This is a genomic window from Streptomyces sp. BB1-1-1, from assembly GCF_031597775.1.
Taxonomy (GTDB): domain Bacteria; phylum Actinomycetota; class Actinomycetes; order Streptomycetales; family Streptomycetaceae; genus Streptomyces; species Streptomyces thinghirensis.
This window is the reverse complement of record NZ_CP134203.1, coordinates 7690951-7709271: the sequence shown is the minus strand read 5'-3', so window position 1 is coordinate 7709271 and position 18321 is coordinate 7690951. Positions and strand designations below refer to the sequence as shown.

11 protein-coding genes are annotated in these 18321 nt (G+C 71.7%); 4 read left to right on the top strand and 7 right to left on the bottom strand.

All coding sequences use genetic code 11. The features are described 5' to 3' along the window. Positions 1-72: 72 nt before the first annotated feature. A complete protein-coding gene (locus RI578_RS35320; protein WP_310874867.1) occupies positions 73-1695 on the top strand; it encodes an amidase in 1623 nt (540 codons plus the stop codon). 51 nt (positions 1696-1746) lie between these two features. Here the strand turns inward: RI578_RS35320 and RI578_RS35315 are convergent, their stop codons facing one another. Beyond that, positions 1747-2475 (bottom strand): lytic polysaccharide monooxygenase, encoded by a 729-nt coding sequence (locus tag RI578_RS35315; protein ID WP_310874866.1) that lies wholly within the window; start codon positions 2473-2475, stop codon positions 1747-1749. A gap of 275 nt (positions 2476-2750) precedes the next feature. On the opposite strand from RI578_RS35315, the gene RI578_RS35310 reads away from it, so the two are divergent. After that, entirely contained in the window at positions 2751-3188 is a 438-nt protein-coding gene (locus tag RI578_RS35310; protein WP_310874865.1) for a DoxX family protein, read from the top strand. Here the strand turns inward: RI578_RS35310 and RI578_RS35305 are convergent. Beyond that, on the bottom strand, positions 3182-4291 hold the full coding sequence (locus RI578_RS35305) for a LacI family DNA-binding transcriptional regulator (RefSeq protein WP_310874864.1): 1110 nt from the start codon (positions 4289-4291) through the stop codon (positions 3182-3184). The genes RI578_RS35310 and RI578_RS35305 overlap by 7 nt on opposite strands. A 470-nt stretch (positions 4292-4761) precedes the next feature. Here RI578_RS35305 and RI578_RS35300 point away from each other — a divergent pair, with 470 nt between their 5' ends. Continuing rightward, positions 4762-8760, top strand: a complete 3999-nt coding sequence (locus RI578_RS35300) for an endo-alpha-N-acetylgalactosaminidase family protein (RefSeq protein WP_310874863.1) — start codon at positions 4762-4764, stop codon at positions 8758-8760. A 65-nt stretch (positions 8761-8825) separates the two neighbouring features. On the opposite strand, the gene RI578_RS35295 is transcribed toward RI578_RS35300, so the two are convergent. Together RI578_RS35295 and RI578_RS35290 are read right to left on the bottom strand one after the other, a co-directional pair. Continuing rightward, on the bottom strand, positions 8826-10643 hold the full coding sequence (locus tag RI578_RS35295) for a beta-galactosidase (protein WP_310874862.1): 1818 nt from the start codon (positions 10641-10643) through the stop codon (positions 8826-8828). A gap of 279 nt (positions 10644-10922) precedes the next feature. Then, on the bottom strand, positions 10923-13403 hold the full coding sequence (locus tag RI578_RS35290) for a glycoside hydrolase family 3 C-terminal domain-containing protein (RefSeq protein WP_310874861.1): 2481 nt from the start codon (positions 13401-13403) through the stop codon (positions 10923-10925). A 197-nt stretch (positions 13404-13600) separates the two neighbouring features. Here RI578_RS35290 and RI578_RS35285 point away from each other — a divergent pair, with 197 nt between their 5' ends. Continuing rightward, positions 13601-14293, top strand: coding sequence for an alpha/beta hydrolase (locus RI578_RS35285; RefSeq protein ID WP_310874860.1), 693 nt, complete (start codon positions 13601-13603; stop codon positions 14291-14293). A gap of 111 nt (positions 14294-14404) precedes the next feature. Here the strand turns inward: RI578_RS35285 and surE are convergent, their stop codons facing one another. The 3 genes from surE to RI578_RS35270 all read right to left on the bottom strand — a co-directional run bounded on the left by surE (position 14405) and on the right by RI578_RS35270 (position 18225). After that, a complete protein-coding gene (gene surE / locus RI578_RS35280; RefSeq protein ID WP_310874859.1) occupies positions 14405-15451 on the bottom strand; it encodes a 5'/3'-nucleotidase SurE in 1047 nt (348 codons plus the stop codon). A gap of 154 nt (positions 15452-15605) precedes the next feature. Beyond that, complete coding sequence (locus tag RI578_RS35275; RefSeq protein ID WP_310874858.1) at positions 15606-16955, bottom strand: MFS transporter; 1350 nt, start codon at positions 16953-16955, stop codon at positions 15606-15608. Between the two features lie 358 nt (positions 16956-17313). Beyond that, positions 17314-18225, bottom strand: coding sequence for an alpha/beta fold hydrolase (locus tag RI578_RS35270; protein ID WP_310874857.1), 912 nt, complete (start codon positions 18223-18225; stop codon positions 17314-17316). Positions 18226-18321: the final 96 nt, after the last annotated feature.

Sequence of the window (18321 nt, the reverse complement as noted above, 5' to 3'; positions counted from 1 at the left end):
CGGACCGCCGTGGGAGCCGACGTCGTACGAGTGCCCCTTGCGCCGCGTGGTGCGGTGCAGTGGGCTGTCCCCATGAAGAACAGAAGCCTCGCGGCGCTGACCGCTGCCCTGGTCGTCACCCCTCTCTTAGCGGCGGGTGCACCGGGGCAGCGCGCGGCGGCCGCCGAACCGGGCACCGGCGGTTCCCTGCCGCCCGCCGACGCGCCTCTCGTCCACGGAGTGGACCTGGACACGGTGACGATCCCCGAGTTGCAGGCTCGCATGAAGCGCGGGTCGCTGACCTCGTCGGCGCTGACCCGGGCGTATCTGCGGCGGATCCAGGCCATCGACCCGAAACTCAACGCCGTGCTGCGCACCAGCCCGACGGCCCTGCGCGAGGCCGCCGCCAGCGACGCCAGGCATCGTCACGGAAAGGGCCGCGGCCCGCTCGACGGCATCCCCGTGCTGCTCAAGGACAATGTGAACACCCGCGACATGCCGACGACGGCCGGATCGCTGGCCCTGGCCGGCAGCCCGCCGGAAACGGACGCGGTCCTGGTCGGGAAAGTGCGGGCGGCGGGCGCGGTGATCCTCGGCAAGGCCAACATGTCCGAATGGGCCAACTTCCGGGCGGCGAAGCCGACGTCGGGGTGGTCCGCGGTGGGCGGGCAGACCAACAACCCGTATGTCCTGGACCGGAACCCCTGCGGTTCGTCCTCCGGTTCGGCCGCCGCGCTCGCCGCGTCCTTGGCGCAGGTGGCCATCGGCACCGAGACGGACGGCTCCATCGTGTGCCCGGCCGGGATGAACGGGGTGGTCGGCCACAAGCCCAGCCTCGGCCTGGTCAGCCAGTCCGGCGTCGTCCCGATCTCCGCCGAGCAGGACACGGCCGGCCCCATGGCACGCAACGTGATCGACACGGCGCTCACGCTCTCGGTGCTCAGTGGCCGCGACACCGTGCGTGCCGGCAGCACTGTCGGCCTCACGGACGCGGCCACGCGTCCCGGCGGTCTGCGCGGCAAGCGGATCGGCCTGTGGCGGCTTCCCTCCCTCGGCACGGAGGTGGACGCCCTGATGACCCGCACGGCGGCACGGCTGCGCGCCGCGGGGGCCCGGGTCGTCGAGGTGACCCCGCCCTACCAGGAGCGACTCGCCGAACTCGAGTTCCCCGCGCTGCTGAGCGAGTTCCACCGGGACATCGACGCGTACCTCGCCACCCGCGACGGGCCCCGGGACCTCGCCGAGCTGATCGAGTTCAACCGCACGCACCCGGCCGAGCGGACCTGCTTCGCCGGTCAGGAACTGTTCGAGCAGGCCCTGGACGCGCCCGGGACCACCGACCCGCGGTACCGGGCCATGCGCGCCGAGTTGACCGAACTCTCCCGGCGTTCCATCGACGAGACCATGGCGGCGCACGACCTGGACGCCGTCGCCTCCCCGGCGAATCCGCCCGCATGGACGACCGACTGCGCACGGGGCGACAACGACGTGATCCCGTCCTCCACCCCGGCCGCCGTCGCCGGGTACCCGTCGCTTTCGGTGCCCGCGGGGACCGTCGACGAACTGCCGGTCGGCCTGCTTCTGATGGCCGGCGACCACCAGGACGCCGAACTGCTGTCGCTGGGCGCGGCGGTGGAGGACCGACTGGACGCCTGGCGAGCGCCCCGCTACCTGCCGACATCGCCCCACAGCACGTCCCGGCCGGAAGGCCGCTGACGGAACCGGGTCGGCGCGCGCCCCGCCGAGCGCGCGCCGACCCGGTAGCGGTCACCCGGCCGCGCAGGCTCCGAGGTCTTCCCAGACGCCCCACTCACCGGAGGTGCCGGGCTCCTCGCCCGTCACCCACCACTTGGCGCGCCAGTTGTGGCCGCCGAAGGAGACCGTGTCACCGCCGGTGTACACGCTTCCGTCGTTCCACGGCGGAGCGGTACACGCGCCCGGCTCACCTCCACCGCCGTCGTCGCCACCGCCACCGTCGCCGCCGCCGATGTTGACGTCGACGCAGGAGTAGAAGGCGTTGCCGGTGTCCGCCACGTTCCAGACCGCGAGCACCTTCTGACGGCCGGTGAAGCCGCCGAAGTTCACCTGGTGGCTGACGTCCGGAGCGGGCTGTGCACCGTGACCGTCGAATTCGGCGACCTTCCGGTCGCCGATGAAGTACTGCCAGGTGTCGGTGGCGTGCCGTGCCGTGTGGTGCCAGGTGAAGGTGTGCGTCGTACCGACCGGCGTGACCCGCCAGCCCTTGCTGTCGTCGTCCAGTTCGGCGAACTGGCTGTTCCCGCCGCTGCAACTGCGCAGGCCCTTGGGCCCCTCGACGCTCTGCGGCTCGTACTTGATCTGGCCGCAGTCGACGATGCCCGCGGCGCACTGGTCCTGCCGGCTCCCGGGCGAGGTCACCCAGCCATGGGCGTTCGCCGTGCTCGCCGGAAGACTGACGGCGAGCACGGGGGCCACCAGCGCTCCGATCGCGAAGGCCATCCGTCTCTTCGTGTTCATGCCATGCCCTTTCCTCGGAAGCGTCGATGCCACCGCCCGCGAGACCGGTCACCACCGGGCGCTACCGGCGGTGGAGATCGAGGACGGAGGCCGATATAGGTCTAGACCTAGCCGCACTAGGTCTAGACCATAGCCATGGACGGGATTCGGTCAAGGGCCTGAACAACGTGAACCGGCAAGCGGATGTGCCGACTTCGGGCCGGAACACACCCCGCACCGCACCCCTCGGCGAGACCGTCCTGCCGAGGTCGCCCAGCGAGAGAGGAGCCCCGCCTGTGGAAACGCTGGAAAGAAGCCGGGAGCACGTGATCGGACTCTTCCGCATCGTCGTAGGCCTGCTGTTCGCCTGCCATGGAGCCGCCACCCTGTTCGACGTGCTGGGTGGTCCGCACGGAGCCGGGCCCGGCGTCGGCGAGTGGCCCGGCTGGTGGGCCGCCGTCATCCAACTGCTCGGCGGCGCGATGGTTCTGTGCGGGGCGGGGACCCGGGCCGCAGCCGTCCTGTGCTCCGGATCCATGGCGTACGCCTACTTCACCGAGCACCAGCCCGACGCGCTGTTCCCCATCGAGAACGGCGGCGAAACGGCAGCCATGTTCTGCTGGTCCTTCCTGCTCATCGCCGCCATCGGACCGGGCAGTTGGGCACTCGCTCCCCTCCGGCGCCCCCGGCGGCGGACCACCACCCGGCGGATCGGGACGACGTCACTTCACTGAGCGCGGTCGGTTCTCGTCCGCCCCGGGGCGTCGGGGGCGTCACCGGCCGGCGCCGTGCTGGCGCGGACGATCAACGTGGGTTCGACGGACGCGGGCTCCGGCGCCGCCCCCGGGTCCGCGATGTGCCGCAGCAGGTGGGCGACCGCGAGGGCGCCCATCTCGGTGAAGGGCTGGGCCACCGTCGTCAGCGAGGGCGAGCAGTACTCCGCCAGCGCGATGTCGTCCACACCGACTACGGAGATGTCCTCCGGCACCCGACGGCCGAGTTCGTGCAGGGCGCGGATCACCCCGAAGGCCATCTCGTCGCTCGCCACGAAGACCGCGGTGACGTCGGGGATCTTGCCCAGGATCAGCCCGTTGCGGTACCCGGAGGCGGGTGTCCAGTCACCCTCCAGTACCGGCGGCACGGACAGTCCGGCCGCCTCCAGGGTGTCGCGCCAGCCGACGCGGCGGCTGGCGGCGTCGAGCCACTCCTCGGGCCCCGCGACGTGCCAGACGGTCTCGTGACCCAGCTCGATCAGGTGACGTGTCGCCAGGCGCGCCGCCTGGGTCTGGTCGACGGCGACGACCTCGGTGGCCGAGGTCCGCGATCCGTCGACGGTGACGGTCGGCACCGAGCGGGTGAGCTGCTCGATCCGCGGGCTCACATGGACCAGCGGCACCGACAGGATGACCCCCTCGACGCCCTGCTCCGCCAGCCGGGACAAGGCCCCCTCGATCGCCGCGGTGTCCAGCGAAGCGGTGGTCGCGGTGCTGACCGCGTACCCGGCTTCGCGTGCCGCGGTCTCGATGCCGAACGTCAGGTTCGTGCGCGAGTAGAAGTTGGTCTGCAGCGTCACGACGCCGATCGTCCGGCTGCGCCCCGACGACAGCATGCGCGCCGCGTTGTTCTTGCGGTAGCCGAGCTGTTCGACGGCGGCGAGCACCTTGGCGCGGGTCTTGTGCTGGACGTTGGGATGACCGGCCAGGGTCCGGGACACCGTCTGGGCGGAGACCCCGGCGAGCCGGGCCACGTCCGCCATGCCGGGCTGCCGCGCGACGCCGTCGTCGGGCGTCCGCCTGCTCGCGGGCTTGTTGCCGGCTGCCGGTGTTTCCGATGACATCGCTCGCCTCTCCGGGGACGACGCGGTCCGGGGCCGCGTCGTCGCAGATGGTGGTCCCGCACACCAGTCTAGCCACGTAGGCCCTATTGGCATCGATAACATCGTCTGCCATAGTTCCCGCCAGCGCATGGAGCCGGGCAGATCGGTTCGGTGCGGGGAGCCGTAGCCGACGCCGAGGAGGCGGAATGGCAGCAGGGTGGCAGCGATAACATCGCGGGCCGGCCCAGTGAGCGGCGCTCCGGCCCGGGTAGTCCCCGTGCCCGCCCGCCTCGCGCGCGTCAACGGCTTCCCGCTTCGGCGGTACGCGCGACCGTCCCCCGGCGCATCCTCTCGCTGCCCGCGTCGCCGGGGCAGGTGCCTGCCGGCCGTCACGAACTCGCCACCGTCTCCGTCCCTCATCCGACCCGAGGAGGAAGCACCAAGTGGAAACCATGACGTCCCCATCACCTCGCCCACCCGGACGCAGACGAGTGCCACGCCCCGGCGCCGTCGCCGCGGTGCTGGGCCTCGCCCTCGGCATGCTGTCGACCGCCGCGGTCCCCGCGGGCGCGGCCCTGCCCCGGGCCGTCGCCGCCCCGGCGTCGGCGGGGACGCCGGTGGAGCTGAGCCGCGGCGGGCTGACCGTCACCGTGGCGAAGGAGTTCCCCCAGGTCATCTCGTACCGGCTGGGTGAGCGCAGCCTCGGCGGGCAGGCGTCCGCCCTGGACAGCTTCACCATCAACGGCACACCGCACCGCGCCACCACGACCATGCGGGCCAAGGACGGCAGGGCGACGTACACCTCGATCTTCGAGGACCTTCCTCACCTCACCATCACCTCGACCATCACGGTGACCGAGGAGACGACGGTCGTCTTCGCCGTCGAGAAGATCTCCGGCGAGGCCGCCGCGACGGTGCGCACCCTCTCGATCCCCGGTCAGTCCCTCGTCTCGGTGGACTCCTCCGAACCGGGCGCGAACCTCGCCCGGACGAAGATCTCCACGGACTCGACGACGACCGCCGACCGGTTCATCCCCATCACCGGCGACACGGTCCCGGACAAGGCGCCGGTCGGCACCCCGTACGCGTTCGTCGGCAACTCGCAGCTGTCGGCGGGGATCATCACCAACGCGACCGAGGACTCGCCGCAGAACGACAACACCAACTGGAACAGCCGCCTGCAGTCCCGCGTCGTCGACGCCGGCGACGGCAGGCGCCGGGCGGAGCTGTCGGTGGGCACCTACACCCACCGGCCCGACGGCGCGACCGATCCGCGGGTGGACACCTACGAGCTGCCGCGGGCGACCGTGGTCCTCGCCGCCGACGCCAACGACGACGGCATGGTCGACTGGCAGGACGGCGCCGTCGCCCACCGGGAGCACATGCGGCGTCCGCTCGGCGCGGACCGGGTGCCCGAGCGGGTGGTGCAGCGGATCCCGTTCAACTTCGCGAGCCAGGCCACCAACCCGTTCCTGAAGACGCTGGACAACACCAAGCGCATCTCCATGGCCACCGACAACCTCGGGCAGTGGGTGCTGGAGAAGGGCTACGCGAGCGAGGGCCACGACTCCGCCCACCCCGACTACGGCGGCAACGAGAACGTCCGCGCGGGCGGCCTGAAGGACCTGAACCGGCTCACCGGGACGGGCGCCGACTACAACGCCGACTTCGCCGTGCACGTCAACGCCACCGAGGCGTACGCGCAGGCCAAGACCTTCAGTGAGGACCTGGTCGCGGGCCAGAAGAACGGGTGGGACTGGCTCAACCAGGCCTACCACATCGACCAGCGGAAGGACCTGGGCACCGGCGCCGTCCTGGACCGGTTCAAGAAGCTCCGCGAGGAGGCGCCGGGCGTCAGGACCCTCTACATCGACGCCTACTACTCCAGCGGCTGGCTGGCCGACGGACTGACCGCCGAACTGCGCAAGATGGGCTTCGAGGTCGCCACCGAGTGGTCGTACAAGTTCGAAGGCTCCTCGGTGTGGTCGCACTGGGCCGCCGACAAGAACTACGGCGGCGCCACCAACAAGGGCATCAACTCGAACATCGTCCGCTTCATCGCCAACTCCGACCGCGACGTGTGGAACGTCGACCCGCTGCTCGGCGGCGCCAACATCGTCGAGTTCGAGGGCTGGACCGGCCAGGACGACTGGAACGCCTTCTACCGCAACATCTGGACCGACAACCTGCCGACCAAGTTCCTCCAGCACTACCAGGTGATGGACTGGGAGCTCGGCGAGTCCGCGAAACTGACCGGCGGCGTGAGCGTGCAGTCCGTCGACGGCGAGCGGCGGATCTCCATGGGCGACGCCGTCGTCCTCAAGGGCGACACCTACCTGCTGCCCTGGGGGAACGCCGAGGAGGGCAACGGCACCTCCTCCCCCGGCGACGCCGACAAGATGTACTTCCACAGCGCCTCCGGCGGCACGCACACCTTCGAGCTGACCGAGCAGTTCGCGGGCAACCAGAACTTCACCCTGTACGAACTCACCGACCAGGGCCGGGTGAAGAAGGCCGGGGTGAAGGCCCACGACGGGCGGGTGACGCTCACCGCCGAGAAGGGGCAGCCGTACGTCCTGGTGCCCAACGGCGGCAAGGCGCCGCACAAGGACCCGCGCTACGGCGAGTTCACCGGCCTGTCCGACCCGGGCTTCAACGGCGGGGACCTGGACGACTGGAACGCGCGCGGCGGTGCGGAGATCGTCCGGGCCGACAACGGCGACAACGTCGTCCGGCTGGGCGACGACGCCTCCGGCATCTCCCAGAAGGTCTCCGGCCTCACGCCGGGCAAGCGGTACACGCTCGGCGCGGACGTCGAGATCGGCCCCGGTGAGCGACGGGACACCACACTCCGGGTGCGCGGCGGCAAGGACCCGGCGGTGAAGACCTTCGACATCACCCCGGCGGTCAACAAGATGGCGGCCGACGAGAAGCGGGACACCTACTCCCAGCGGGCCGCCGTCGCCTTCACGGCACCGCGCGGCGGCAAGGTCACCGTCGACCTCGGGGCCGCCGCGGGCAGCGCCCCGGTCGTCCTGGACGACGTACGCGTCATGGCGGACACCACCGCGCCGCTCCCCCGCGGCGAGGACGGCACCGTGATCGCCCACGACGACTTCGAGGGCAACCAGCCGGGCTGGGGGCCGTTCGTCAAGGGTGACGCCGGCGGTGTCACCGACCCCCGCACCAGCATCAGCGACCTGCACGAGCCCTACAGCCAGAAGGAGTGGAAGAACACCTACTCCCCCTACGACACCGGCGCGTTGAAGGGCAAGGCGGTCGACGACGTGCTCGCCGGGCGGCACTCGCTGAAGTCCCACGCGGAGAACACGGGGCTGGTGCACCGCACGACCCCCGCCACGGTGCCGTTCGAGGAGGGCCACAAGTACAGGGTCTCCTTCTCGTACCAGACCAACATCGAGGGCCAGTGGGCCTGGGTCACCGGCGCGGACCGGGTCGGCGGCGGCAGGACCGCCTCCCGGGACATCGCGCGTGACGTCCTGGAGCCCGCCCTGGACACGGCGACGTACTCCCGGGAGATCGTCGCCGGGTGCGGGGACACCTGGATCGGGCTGCGCAAGCTCGGCAGTGCCCGGGGTACGGACCTGGTGATCGACGACTTCACCGTGACCGACCTGGGCGAGGCCGACGCCGGGGCGGCCTGCGCCGGGGCCACCGCGCCGTCCGGCGCCGAGCTGAGTCCCGGCGTGCCCGGTGAGTACGTCACGACGTTCACCAACCACGAGTCGGCCGACGCCGTGAACGTCGGTGTCCGGTTCCAGGGGCTGCCCGAGGGCTGGAAGGCCGAGGTGAAGGACAGGGACGGCAACCTCTTCGAGAGCGTGGAGCCGGGCGCGAGCGTGCGCACCACGTGGCTCCTCACGCCGCCGGCCGACACGTCCGACACCTCGCCCGCCTGGAAGGTGACGGCCACGTACGCCCACGCCGGGGCGACCAAGACCGTGTCGGCGGACGCCCGGGCCGCGGTGACCGACGAACCCGTGCTCTCGCCCGGCTCGATGACCGCGACCGCCGACTCCGAGAACGGCTCCTCCGGTTCCGGTGAAGGGCCGGTGTCCAACGTGCTCGACGGGGACGCCGGCACCATCTGGCACACCGACTACACCGTCTCCCAGGCCCCGTATCCGCACTGGGTGACGCTGAAGCTCGACGGCGCGGCCGACATCGACGGCTTCGGCTACCTGGGCCGGCAGAGCGGCGGCCAGAACGGGCGCGTCGCCGACTACGAGGTGGCGGTGTCCCAGGACGGCGAGGAGTGGACGACCGTGGCCGACGGCACGCTGAAGGACGTCCCGCAGACGCAACGGATCTCCTTCGACCGGGTGCGCGCCTCCCATGTGCGGTTCACCGCGCTGAACGCGCTCAACGGGCAGCCGTACGCGGCCGCCGCGGAGATGCGTGTCCACGGCGTGCCGGTGGACCTGCCGACGGGCTACCCCCCGGGCGAACGCCCTGCCGACGCCCACTGAGCCGGACGTCCGTCGGCGGCCCGCCCTGCCGGGGCGGGCCGCCGACGCGCGGGGCCGGGAGGAGGTCAGTCGAACGTCTCGACGTACTCCTCCGGCGGGCCGAGGTCGGGTCGGTCGTGCAGGGCGATCCGGTCGCCGAAGCGTTCGAGTTCCAGCACGGTCAGCGTGTTGTCGCCGGGGTGCAGCAGCGGGCCGGGCAGGTAAAGCGTGGTCTGCGGTCCGATCTCCCAGTAGCGGCCCAGCAGGGTGCCGTTGACCCAGAGGAAGCCCTTCCCGAAACCGGGCAGGGCGACGAAGGCGTCGGCGGGCTCCGCCACGGACAGCGCGGCGGTGGCGAAGCCCGCCCGGCCGTCCGGTGGGGCCGCCGCCGCGGCGCGGGCCGTGTCCTGCGGCGTCCACTCGTCGAGCGGCAGCGGGCGGATCGTCCAGCCGTGCACCAGCCTGCGTTCCACCCGCACCCCGCCGAGGATGCCCTTGCCCTGGCCGAGCAGCGGTCCGTAGTTGATCCGCCCCTGGTTCTCCACCAGCAGCGCCAGCCGGACGCGCGCTCCGGTGCCGGATACGGTGAAGGAGGCGGTCTCGCGGTCCAGTACGGCGACGGGTGTGCCGCCGACGAAGACCTGGGCGCGGTCGTGCAGTCCCGTGACGGTCAGTTCGTGGCTCCCCGGCGGCAGCAGCGGCTCGGCCTCGTAGAGGACCAGGCCGGAGGCCAGGGAGAGTTCCTCGAAGCTCAGCGGCAGCGGTGCGGGTACCGGTTCGGCCGCGGCGCGCAGCGCGTCCAGCAGGGCCGCGTGCCGGGTGACCGGGAGTTCGCGGGGTGCCAGCAGCGGCGGATCCGCGGGCAGCGGGCGCTCGGGTCCGGCGCCGTCGAGCGCGGTCAGCTTCTCCCGCAGAGCGAAGAACTTCGGTGTCAGGGCGCCGTTCTCGGCGATGGGGGCGTCCGAGTCGTAGCTGGTGACGGCCGGCTGGATCCCGCCGCCGTCGTGGTTGGCGCCCGCCCACAGTCCGAAGTTGGTGCCGCCGTGCGCCATGTAGAGGCTCACGGAGCCGCCTTCGTCGAGGATGCCGCCCACGGTCTCGGCCGCGCTCTCCGCCGACCTGACGTGGTGCTTCTCGCCCCAGTGGTCGAACCAGCCGTTCCAGAACTCGGCGCAGAAGAACGGCTCCCCGGGCCGGCGCGAGCGCAGCAGCGCCGCCGCCTGAGCGGGGCGTGAGCCGAAGGTCGCCGCCGCCAGTTCGCCGGGCAGGGCGCCGCCGTCCTGCATCAGCGGGGTCGGCCCGTCGGCCGTGTAGAGCAGTTCGGTGACTCCCCGCTCGACCAGGGCGTCACGCACCCGGCGGACATAGGCCTGGTCGTCGCCGTAGCTGCCGTACTCGTTCTCGATCTGTACGGCCACGACCGGCCCTCCCCGGCCGGCCTGGAGCTCGGCGACGCGCGGGATCAGCTCGTCGAACCAGCGGTCGACCGCTTCCAGGAAGGGGCCGTGGGAGGTCCGCAGCCGCATGCCGGGAGTGCCGGTCAGCCAGGCCGGCAGGCCGCCGTTGTCCCACTCGGCGCAGATGTACGGGCCCGGCCGCACGATGACGTCCAGTCCCTCCTCCTGGGCGAGCCGGACGAACCGGGCCAGGTCGCGCGGGCCGTCGAAGCGGACGTCGCCCTCGGTGCGTTCGTGGAAGTTCCACGGGACGTAGGTGTCCACGGTGTTCAGGCCGAGGGCGGCCAGCCGCCGGAGCCGGTCGGCCCACTGCTCGGGCCGGACCCGGAAGTAGTGCAGCGAGCCCGCCAGGACGCGGTGCGGGCGCCCGTCCCGCAGGAGGACGCCGTCGCCGTACGTCAGGGTCGCCGCGGCCGGCGGCGGGGAGGCTGGGGAGGGAGTGCTCACTTGACGGCTCCAGCGGTCAGGAGGGGGACGAGGACACCAGCGGTCGGAGGTTGGAACTATGACAGAGAATGTTATCGATGCCAATCCGAGAGCGGCGCCTATGTCTGTCCTCATGTGCGACCTGGTCCCTGCCCATGAGAGCGATGCCATTACTAGGGTACTGGTCAGCGGGATCGACTGCGCGAGGGTCGGGCTGAGCAGCACGTCGAACACTCCGGGACGACAGCGCTCCGGGGCGGCGGGCCAGGTGCCGCCCCGGAGCTGATCGTGGGCCGCTCGTCAGAGCGTGAGCGGCGCCGTGAGGCGGACGTCGGTGAGGGAGCGGGCGGCGTGCACCTCATAGGCGCCCTCGACGCGGCGCCAGCCGTCGCCGTCCCAGACCTCGAAGGACCGGTCGGGCAGCTCGACCGTCACCGAGGCGCTCTCGCCGGGCGCGGCCGACACCTGCGCCGAGCCGGCGAGCCACCGGGCCGGGCGGTCCGGTCCGGGGCCGGTCGGCGCGACGTACAGCTGCACGACCTCGCGGCCCGTCCGGCTTCCGGAGTTGCGGACGGTGACGGTGACCGAGGTGCCGTCCGACTCGATCGACTCGTAGGTCCAGTCCGTGTAGCCCAGGCCGTGGCCGAAGACGTACGAGGGTGTCCGCCCCGCCCGCTCCCAGGCGCGGTAGCCGATGAACACGCCCTCCTCGTAGTCGAGTTCACCGTCGGTGGGGACGACGTTGGTGACCGGCGCCCTGTCCAGGTCGCCCCACGTGGTGGGCAGCCTGCCGCCGGGCTCCTCGTCTCCGAGCAGCACATCGGCGAGCGCCGCACCGCCTTCCTGGCCGGGGAACCAGCCGAGCAGTACCGCGGCGACCTCGTCCCGCCACGGAAGCTCCACCGGTGAACCGGAGTTGACGACCACGACCGTGCGCGGGTTCGCCGCGGCCACCGCCCGCACGAGGTCGTCCTGGCGGCCGGGCAGCGTCAGGTCCACGCGGTCGAAGCCCTCGGACTCGACGCGCTCCGTCGTCGCGACGACGACCACTGCCGTGTCCGCGTTCCGGGCCGCCTCGACGGCCTCGGCGATCAGCTCGTCCGGGTCCCGCCGCGGCCCGAGGTGTGTCAGGGAGAACATCACGCCGAACACCGGGGCGGCGGCCCCCTGGGGCAGGGTGTGCAGCAGCGACACCTCCACCGGTTCGTCCTCTCGCAGCACGACCCGCCCCCGCTCGACGGGCGCGCCGAAGAACGCCTCGAACGGATCGGCCTCCGAGTCCAGCGGCTGCTCCCCGTCGAACAGCGTCTCGCCGGCGACCGTCAGTCGGTAGCCGCCGATGCCCCGCGTGCCGAAGGAGTGCTCGCCGCTCTCCCGCGGCCGGAACGTGCCGGTGACCTCGATGCTGTGCAGCGTCTCGCGGGTCACGCCGTCGGGCAGGTCGTCGCCGATCCACTGCACCTGGCCGCTCGGCAGCCGGCCCTCGCCGAGCACCTTCCCGGCGGCGTCCCGGCAGACCGCCCGCAGGGTGAATCCCTTGTCGGCAACAGTGAGTTCGTCACTCGGATCGGCGCCGACCGCGAACGACAGGGCGCCCTCGGGCAGCGCGGCGGTCAGTCCGTCGAGCGGGGAGACGACCCGGGCGGGGAACACGGTCGCGGAGCCGCCGCCGAGGATCCTGGCGTCCCGCGCGGCCGCGCCGAGCAGCGCGACCCTTCGCATGCGGGCCGGGTCCAGCGGAAGTACGGGGCCGGTCTCCCCCACGGGCTCGTTGCGCAGGAGCACGAAGGCGCGGCGCGCGATCTCGCGGGCCAGCCCGACGCCGTCGACCTCGGCCGGGGGCTCGGCGACCACCGGCTCCGCGCCGTCGAGTACGCCCACCCGGGCGGCGAGACGCAGCACATTGCGCACCGCGTCGTCGACCGCGGCCTCCTCGACCTCCCCCGCGCGCACGGCGGCGGCCAGCGCCTCCCCGTAGACGGTGTGCGGGCCCGGCATGGCCACGTCCAGGCCGCCCTCGATGTCACCGGTGGTCGACCGGGCCGCCATCCAGTCGGAGACGTTGAAGCCGTCGAAGCCCCACTCGCCGCGCAGGACCTCGCGCACCAGACGCTGGTGCTCGGTCATGGTCGGGCCGTTGACCCGGTTGTAGGCGGTCATGACGCCCCACGGGCGGGCATGGGCGACGATCGCCTCGAACGGCGCCAGATACAGCTCGCGCAACGCCCGCTCCGAGACGAGGTTGTTCACGGTGAAGCGGTCGGTCTCGGCATCGTTGGCGACGAAGTGCTTCATCGTGGTGCCCACACCACCGGACTGCACGCCCCGCACATAGCCGGCGCCGATCTCACCCGTCAGAAGCGGGTCCTCGCTGTACGCCTCGAAGTGGCGCCCGCCGAGCGGCGACCGGTGCAGGTTGACCGTCGGCGCGAGCAGCACGTGCACTCCCTTGCGCCGCGCCTCCTGCGCGAGCAGCACTCCCGCGCGCCGGGCCAGTTCCGGGTCCCAGGTGGCGGCGAGGGCGGTCGGGGACGGCAGCGCGATGGACGGGTCGTCGGCGGTCCAGCGCACACCGCGCACGCCGATCGGGCCGTCCGACATCACGATCGACGCCAGACCGATCTGCGGCATGGCCGGCAGCGACCACATGTCCTGACCGGCCAGCAGGCGCGTCTTGGAGTCGAGGTCGAGCTTGCCGAGCGCGGCCTCGACCGCCGCCTCGCGGGCCTGGTCCGGATCCGCCGCTGCGGTCCGCGCTGCCGTGTGGTGCGGTTCGGGCATGGCGGTGCCTCCTTGCTCGTATGTGTGGCGACCGGGACGGGCGCGCGTCGCTCCGGCCATAGTGACCCACCTACTTGTCAATCGGTAGGTTTCGTTATCCATGCGTTATTTCCGTGGCCCCCTTGCACTTTCGGGGGTTCGACGCGAATGCTTACACGTGTAAGCACTATTCGCCTTCCCCGAAAGGTCTCGCTTCGATGAAGCTGAACGTCCATGAGCGCGGCTCCGGCGACAAGGTGGCGCTGCTGATCCACGGCGGCATGTCCGACCATCGCACCTGGCACGCGCTCGAGGAGCATCTCGTCGGCCTCGGCTACCGCGTCGTCGCCCCCGATCTGCGCGGTCACGGCCGCAGCCCGCGCGGGGAGTACCGCGCCGAGCTTCTCGCCGAGGACCTCGTGGAGAACCTGCCCACCGGCGCCGACGTGGCGCTCGGCCACTCGATGGGCGGCCTGTCCCTCGCCCTCGCGGTCTCCCGTCTGCGCCCCGCCCGCGCCGTCTACTCCGACCCCGGCTTCCGGCTGCGCAACGTACCGGCCGGGGCGACGGCCGGCATGCGGCAGATGGTCGCCTCCGCGACCGCCGAGAGCGTGCGGGCCATGAACCCGCGCTGGTCCGACGAGGACGTGGCGGCCGAACTGGCGGGCTTCGCCCTGTTCGACCCCGAGTTCCTGTCGGCCACGGACCGGTTCGCGCAGGACTACCTGCCCGAGTCGGCCGTCGTACCGTCCCTCGTGCAGCTCGCCGACCCCAGCCTGTGTGTCGACGCGCAGGGCGCGGCGCTGCTGAAGGAGCGGGGGTTCGAGGTACGCGTCGTGCCGCAGGCGGGGCATTGCATCCACCGGGACGATCCGCAGGCCTTCCTCAAGTCCCTGGACGGCTGGATCTGACGTTCCCGAAAGCGTGCCAGGGCCCCGGCGCGGGGAGGGGAAGCGCCGGGGCCCTGGCGCGGGTGGTGGCGGTACTCGCCGGTTCCGCCGCCCCCTCACCACCGGGATCGATCAGCGCCCGCCGCGTACGAACCGTTCGAGCCGCCGGGTGTCCCACCCGGTGTGCGTACGGTCGGGGCTGATCGGGGTGACCGTCACATGACCCCGCTGGAGAAGGGCGAAGTCCGGGCGGCGCTTGGTCTCGGGACGGCAGTCCGGGGCGCCCGGCGGGCAGAGTTCGCCGCCGATGGTGAAGGTGTCGCCCTTGGCCGTGTAGCGGAACCTCACGACCTTCTGCGTGCCCACCGACGTCCACTCGGTGCTCTTGGGACGCTGCGCCCTCTCGTGGTGCGGGTAGTTGACGTTCACGACGAACTTCGCGGTCAGCAGGCCGCGTTCACGCAGATCGCCGATGAACTTCGCCCCGAACTCGGCCGTGTCGCGGTACGTGTGGTCCGCGACCTCCAGGGAGTCCGTGACGGCCGGGTCGTACGAGCTGTTGAGCGCGACCGCCGGCACCCCCTCGTCGATCGCGGCGAGCGCGGCACCGACCGTGCCCGACTCGTTGACGACGGAGGCGACGTTCGGGCCGTAGTTGCTGCCGGTCACGACCAGGTCCGGACCGTCGGCCCAGCCGGCCTTGGCCGCCAGCCCGCCGCCGATCCCGAGGCGCACGGTGTCGGCGGGCGTCGCGCTCGGCGTGGACGGACCGCAGGGCGCGCTCCCCTTGCACACCCCGTACACCGCGCCGCCGCTCGGCGCTCCGGAGCAGTCGCCCGCGTAGCCGGCGGGCAGCGCGGCCCGGCGCTGGACGGTCAGTTGACCGCCACCCGTGGCACTGGTGCCGGCGCCGCTCTGGTTCGCCCACGGCGCCATGACGACCACGTCCGCACCGGCCGCGCACAGGGCGCGGCGCACCTCGTACAGGCCCTTGCCGTCGGAGGCGTTGGGGCGGGCCATCCGCATGGAGTCGTCGTTGCTGAGCAGGACGCGCAGGCCCGCGAGGGACCGTCGGTCGTCGTCATGCTCGGGACGGTCGTGGGCCGCCTGCGCCTGAGTGCAGGCAAGCAGCACGGTGCCGGCTGCGGCGAGGGCGGGGAGTGTTCTGCGGTGCTTCATGGTGACCCTTCTGAGAGTTGGGGGTTAGGTGTTGGGAGGGTGGGTGCGACTGTGTGCGGTGTGAGCCGGGGGGGCACAGGGCCCCCGGCCGTGTGGCGTCCCTGGCCGTGCGGTGTCCCTGGCCGTGCGCTGTCCTGGACCGTGCGGTCTCGGCTCACCGCACCTTCCGCACCGGCAGCACCCCGAGCGCGCCGATGAGGGAGACGGCCGCGGCGACCGGGAAGAGCGCCTCGTAACCGCCCGCGGCGACGATCCAGCCGGCGATGGTGGGGGCCAGGATCTGCGGGCCGGCGTTGGCGATGTTGATGACGCCCATGTCCTTGCCCGCGTCGGCGGTGCGCGGCAGCACCTTGGTGATGAGCGCCATGTCTACGGCCATGTACACACCGAACGCCAGGCCGCCGAAGATGTTGTAGGCGAGCATGCCGCCCTCCGTCGGCCACACCATCGGCACGACCAGCGCGAGCGCCGCCGCGATTCCGGACGCCAGCACGAAGGGCTTGACCCTGCCGACGCGGTCGGCGATCGGGCCGACCAGGAGGGAGGCGATCACGGTGCACACGGCGTTGACGATCATCAGGAAGCCCTGGGTCGGCAACAGGTCCTGCGGTGCGATCTTGATGTGCTCGGCGAGCAGGTACATGTTGTACGTGAGCACGATCATGTAGCCGAGCATCACCCCGAGCCGCGACAGGAAGGCCCAGCCGAAGTCGGGGTGGTCCTTGGGATTGACCCAGAAGTTGGCGAGGAATGCCTTCGCGGAGAACCGTTCCCGCGGCAGGGCACGGGCGTCCCGGTCGGGCGAGACGGTCACGAACACCAACGCCGCGACGACCACGATCACCGCGATCAGGTAGTAGCCGTTCTCCCCGGCGAACCGGCCGCCGAAGCCGCCGATGACCCCGTCGAGCCCGAACTTCGTCCCGGGCACACCGCCGATGACCAGCGCGGCGACGATCGTGCCGAGCGGCACGCCGAGCCCTACCAGTGCGGAGAACGTGCCGTACTTGCGGGCCGGTACGCGGTCGGGCATCGCGGCGGTCAGGGCCGCCTGGTAGCCGTTCATGATGAACTGCACCACGCCCCAGCTCATCCCCAGCATGGCGATGCTCGCCGCGTGGGCCTGCATGACCAGGGCGAGCGCGCCGAGCAGCGCGCAGAACAGGATCCACGGCGCGCGGCGCCCGAACCGGGACCGGGTGCGGTCGGAGAGCTGGCCGAAGACCGGGTTGCCGATCGTCGCGAGGACGGCGCCGATGGTGCTGGCCGTGGACAGCGCGGTGGTGTCGTTCGTACCGGTGATCTGGGCGACCTGGATGGGAAGCAGGAAGCCGCCCACGCCCATCCACACCAGGTACAGGGCGACGTTGGCCATCGGCAGCGTCAGGTGGAGCGGCCCGAGCCGCGCGGGGACGGCGGGCGCGTCGTCGGCCTGATCGGCCTGGTCGGCCTGGTCGGCCACGACGGTCGACGGCGGCATGTTTTCAGGAAGTGAATGAGTCATGTGGGGCCCCTTGGAAGGCGATGCCGAAAGAGCGGGACGCGGGTGGGGCACGCGTTCGGCAGGAGCGTAGGTGACACGTGTAAGCATGGCTAGATGTCGCGCATCACGCGATGGTTTCGTTACTTATCGGCGAGGGGCCCGCGGAAGCGGCACCGATGCGGAGTGCGTTGAGAAGTTGAAGCGTTGGAGGCGGCCGATGGCGCTGAGGGGCAACACCGTGGCGGCCAATTCGCTGACGTTTCCGCGTGGTTGGCGCACGTGATCGGCGCGATCTACTTCACGCCAGTAGTCGCGTGAACCCGGTGAACCCGCGCGGGCTGTCCCTCAGCACTGTCCTGACACGTCGACGTAGGAGGTGTCAGTCGACGGAGGCCATGAAGTCCAGCATCCTGCGGTTGATCTCCTGCGCGTGGTCGATCCGCGGCCCGTGACCCGTGCTGGAGATGACCTCGGCTCGGGCACCGGGGACCAGGCGCGGCACACGCTCCGCCTGCCGCCGCGGGTGCACGAGAAGGCTTCGCTCGCCGAGCGCCAGATAGAGCGGCGTCCGGATGGTGGACAGCTCCTCCTCGGACAGGGGAAGCGGCGCCGGGCGGCGTACGCGGTAGGCGCGAACCGCCGTTCGGACCATCGCGCGCAGTTCCGGCACGACGAGGACCGGCTGTTCGAGCCAGGCCGCCAGTCGCGGGCGGAGCGCCTTGGGCGCGAAGGTCGCGAAGAAGCCGGCGAAGATCCAGACGAAGAAGCGCAGCCCCACCTTCTCCAGGCCGCCGGGGTCGAGCAAAGTGGCCGAGGCGAGACGACCGGGCCTGCGGTGCGCCTGGTTCAGGACGAGCCAGCCGCCGTAGGAAGAGCCGACGAGGTGGACGCGGTCGAGTCCGAGCCCGGCGAGCGTCTCGTCCAGCCACTGCGCCGCGTGTTCGGGCTGGTGGATGGGTTCGCGCTGCACGCTGCGGCCGGGATCGCCCGGGGTGTCGATCGCGTAGACCGGGCGGTCCGCGCTGAGGTCGGGGGTGTTCGGGTACCACATGGCGGAGCATGCGCCCGACCCGTGCACCAGGACCACGGGAGTGCGGGTTCGGGCAGCCTCGCCGGCGGGGCCGTAGCGGTAGACGTGCGTGGTGCCGAAGGAGGTCTCCACGTCCTCCTCCGCGAGCGCGGGCGCCCCCAGCGCGTATACCGCGTCGCAGGCCGTGAAGTAGCGCTCCCGCCAGGCGTCGCTCACATAACGGCCGACGCCGGGCTGGGTTCGGGCAGCGTTCTCGGGCATGGCCACCTCCGGCGTCGCGGTTATGTGATACGAACGTACCATGAAGGTGGTACAGCTGTATCATCAAAAGGCCCATGGGAGCCGTGGCAGGAACGA

Excerpts from the sequence above, each read along its gene's own strand:
- RI578_RS35285 (WP_310874860.1), top strand. The coding sequence starts at position 13,601 with ATGAAGCTGAACGTCCATGAGCGCGGCTCCGGCGACAAGGTGGCGCTG.
- RI578_RS35315 (WP_310874866.1), bottom strand. The coding sequence starts at position 2,475 with ATGAACACGAAGAGACGGATGGCCTTCGCGATCGGAGCGCTGGTGGCC.
- RI578_RS35320 (WP_310874867.1), top strand. The coding sequence starts at position 73 with ATGAAGAACAGAAGCCTCGCGGCGCTGACCGCTGCCCTGGTCGTCACC.
- surE (WP_310874859.1), bottom strand. The coding sequence starts at position 15,451 with ATGAAGCACCGCAGAACACTCCCCGCCCTCGCCGCAGCCGGCACCGTG.
- RI578_RS35275 (WP_310874858.1), bottom strand. The coding sequence starts at position 16,955 with ATGACTCATTCACTTCCTGAAAACATGCCGCCGTCGACCGTCGTGGCC.
- RI578_RS35270 (WP_310874857.1), bottom strand. The coding sequence starts at position 18,225 with ATGCCCGAGAACGCTGCCCGAACCCAGCCCGGCGTCGGCCGTTATGTG.
- RI578_RS35305 (WP_310874864.1), bottom strand. The coding sequence starts at position 4,291 with ATGTCATCGGAAACACCGGCAGCCGGCAACAAGCCCGCGAGCAGGCGG.
- RI578_RS35290 (WP_310874861.1), bottom strand. The coding sequence starts at position 13,403 with ATGCCCGAACCGCACCACACGGCAGCGCGGACCGCAGCGGCGGATCCG.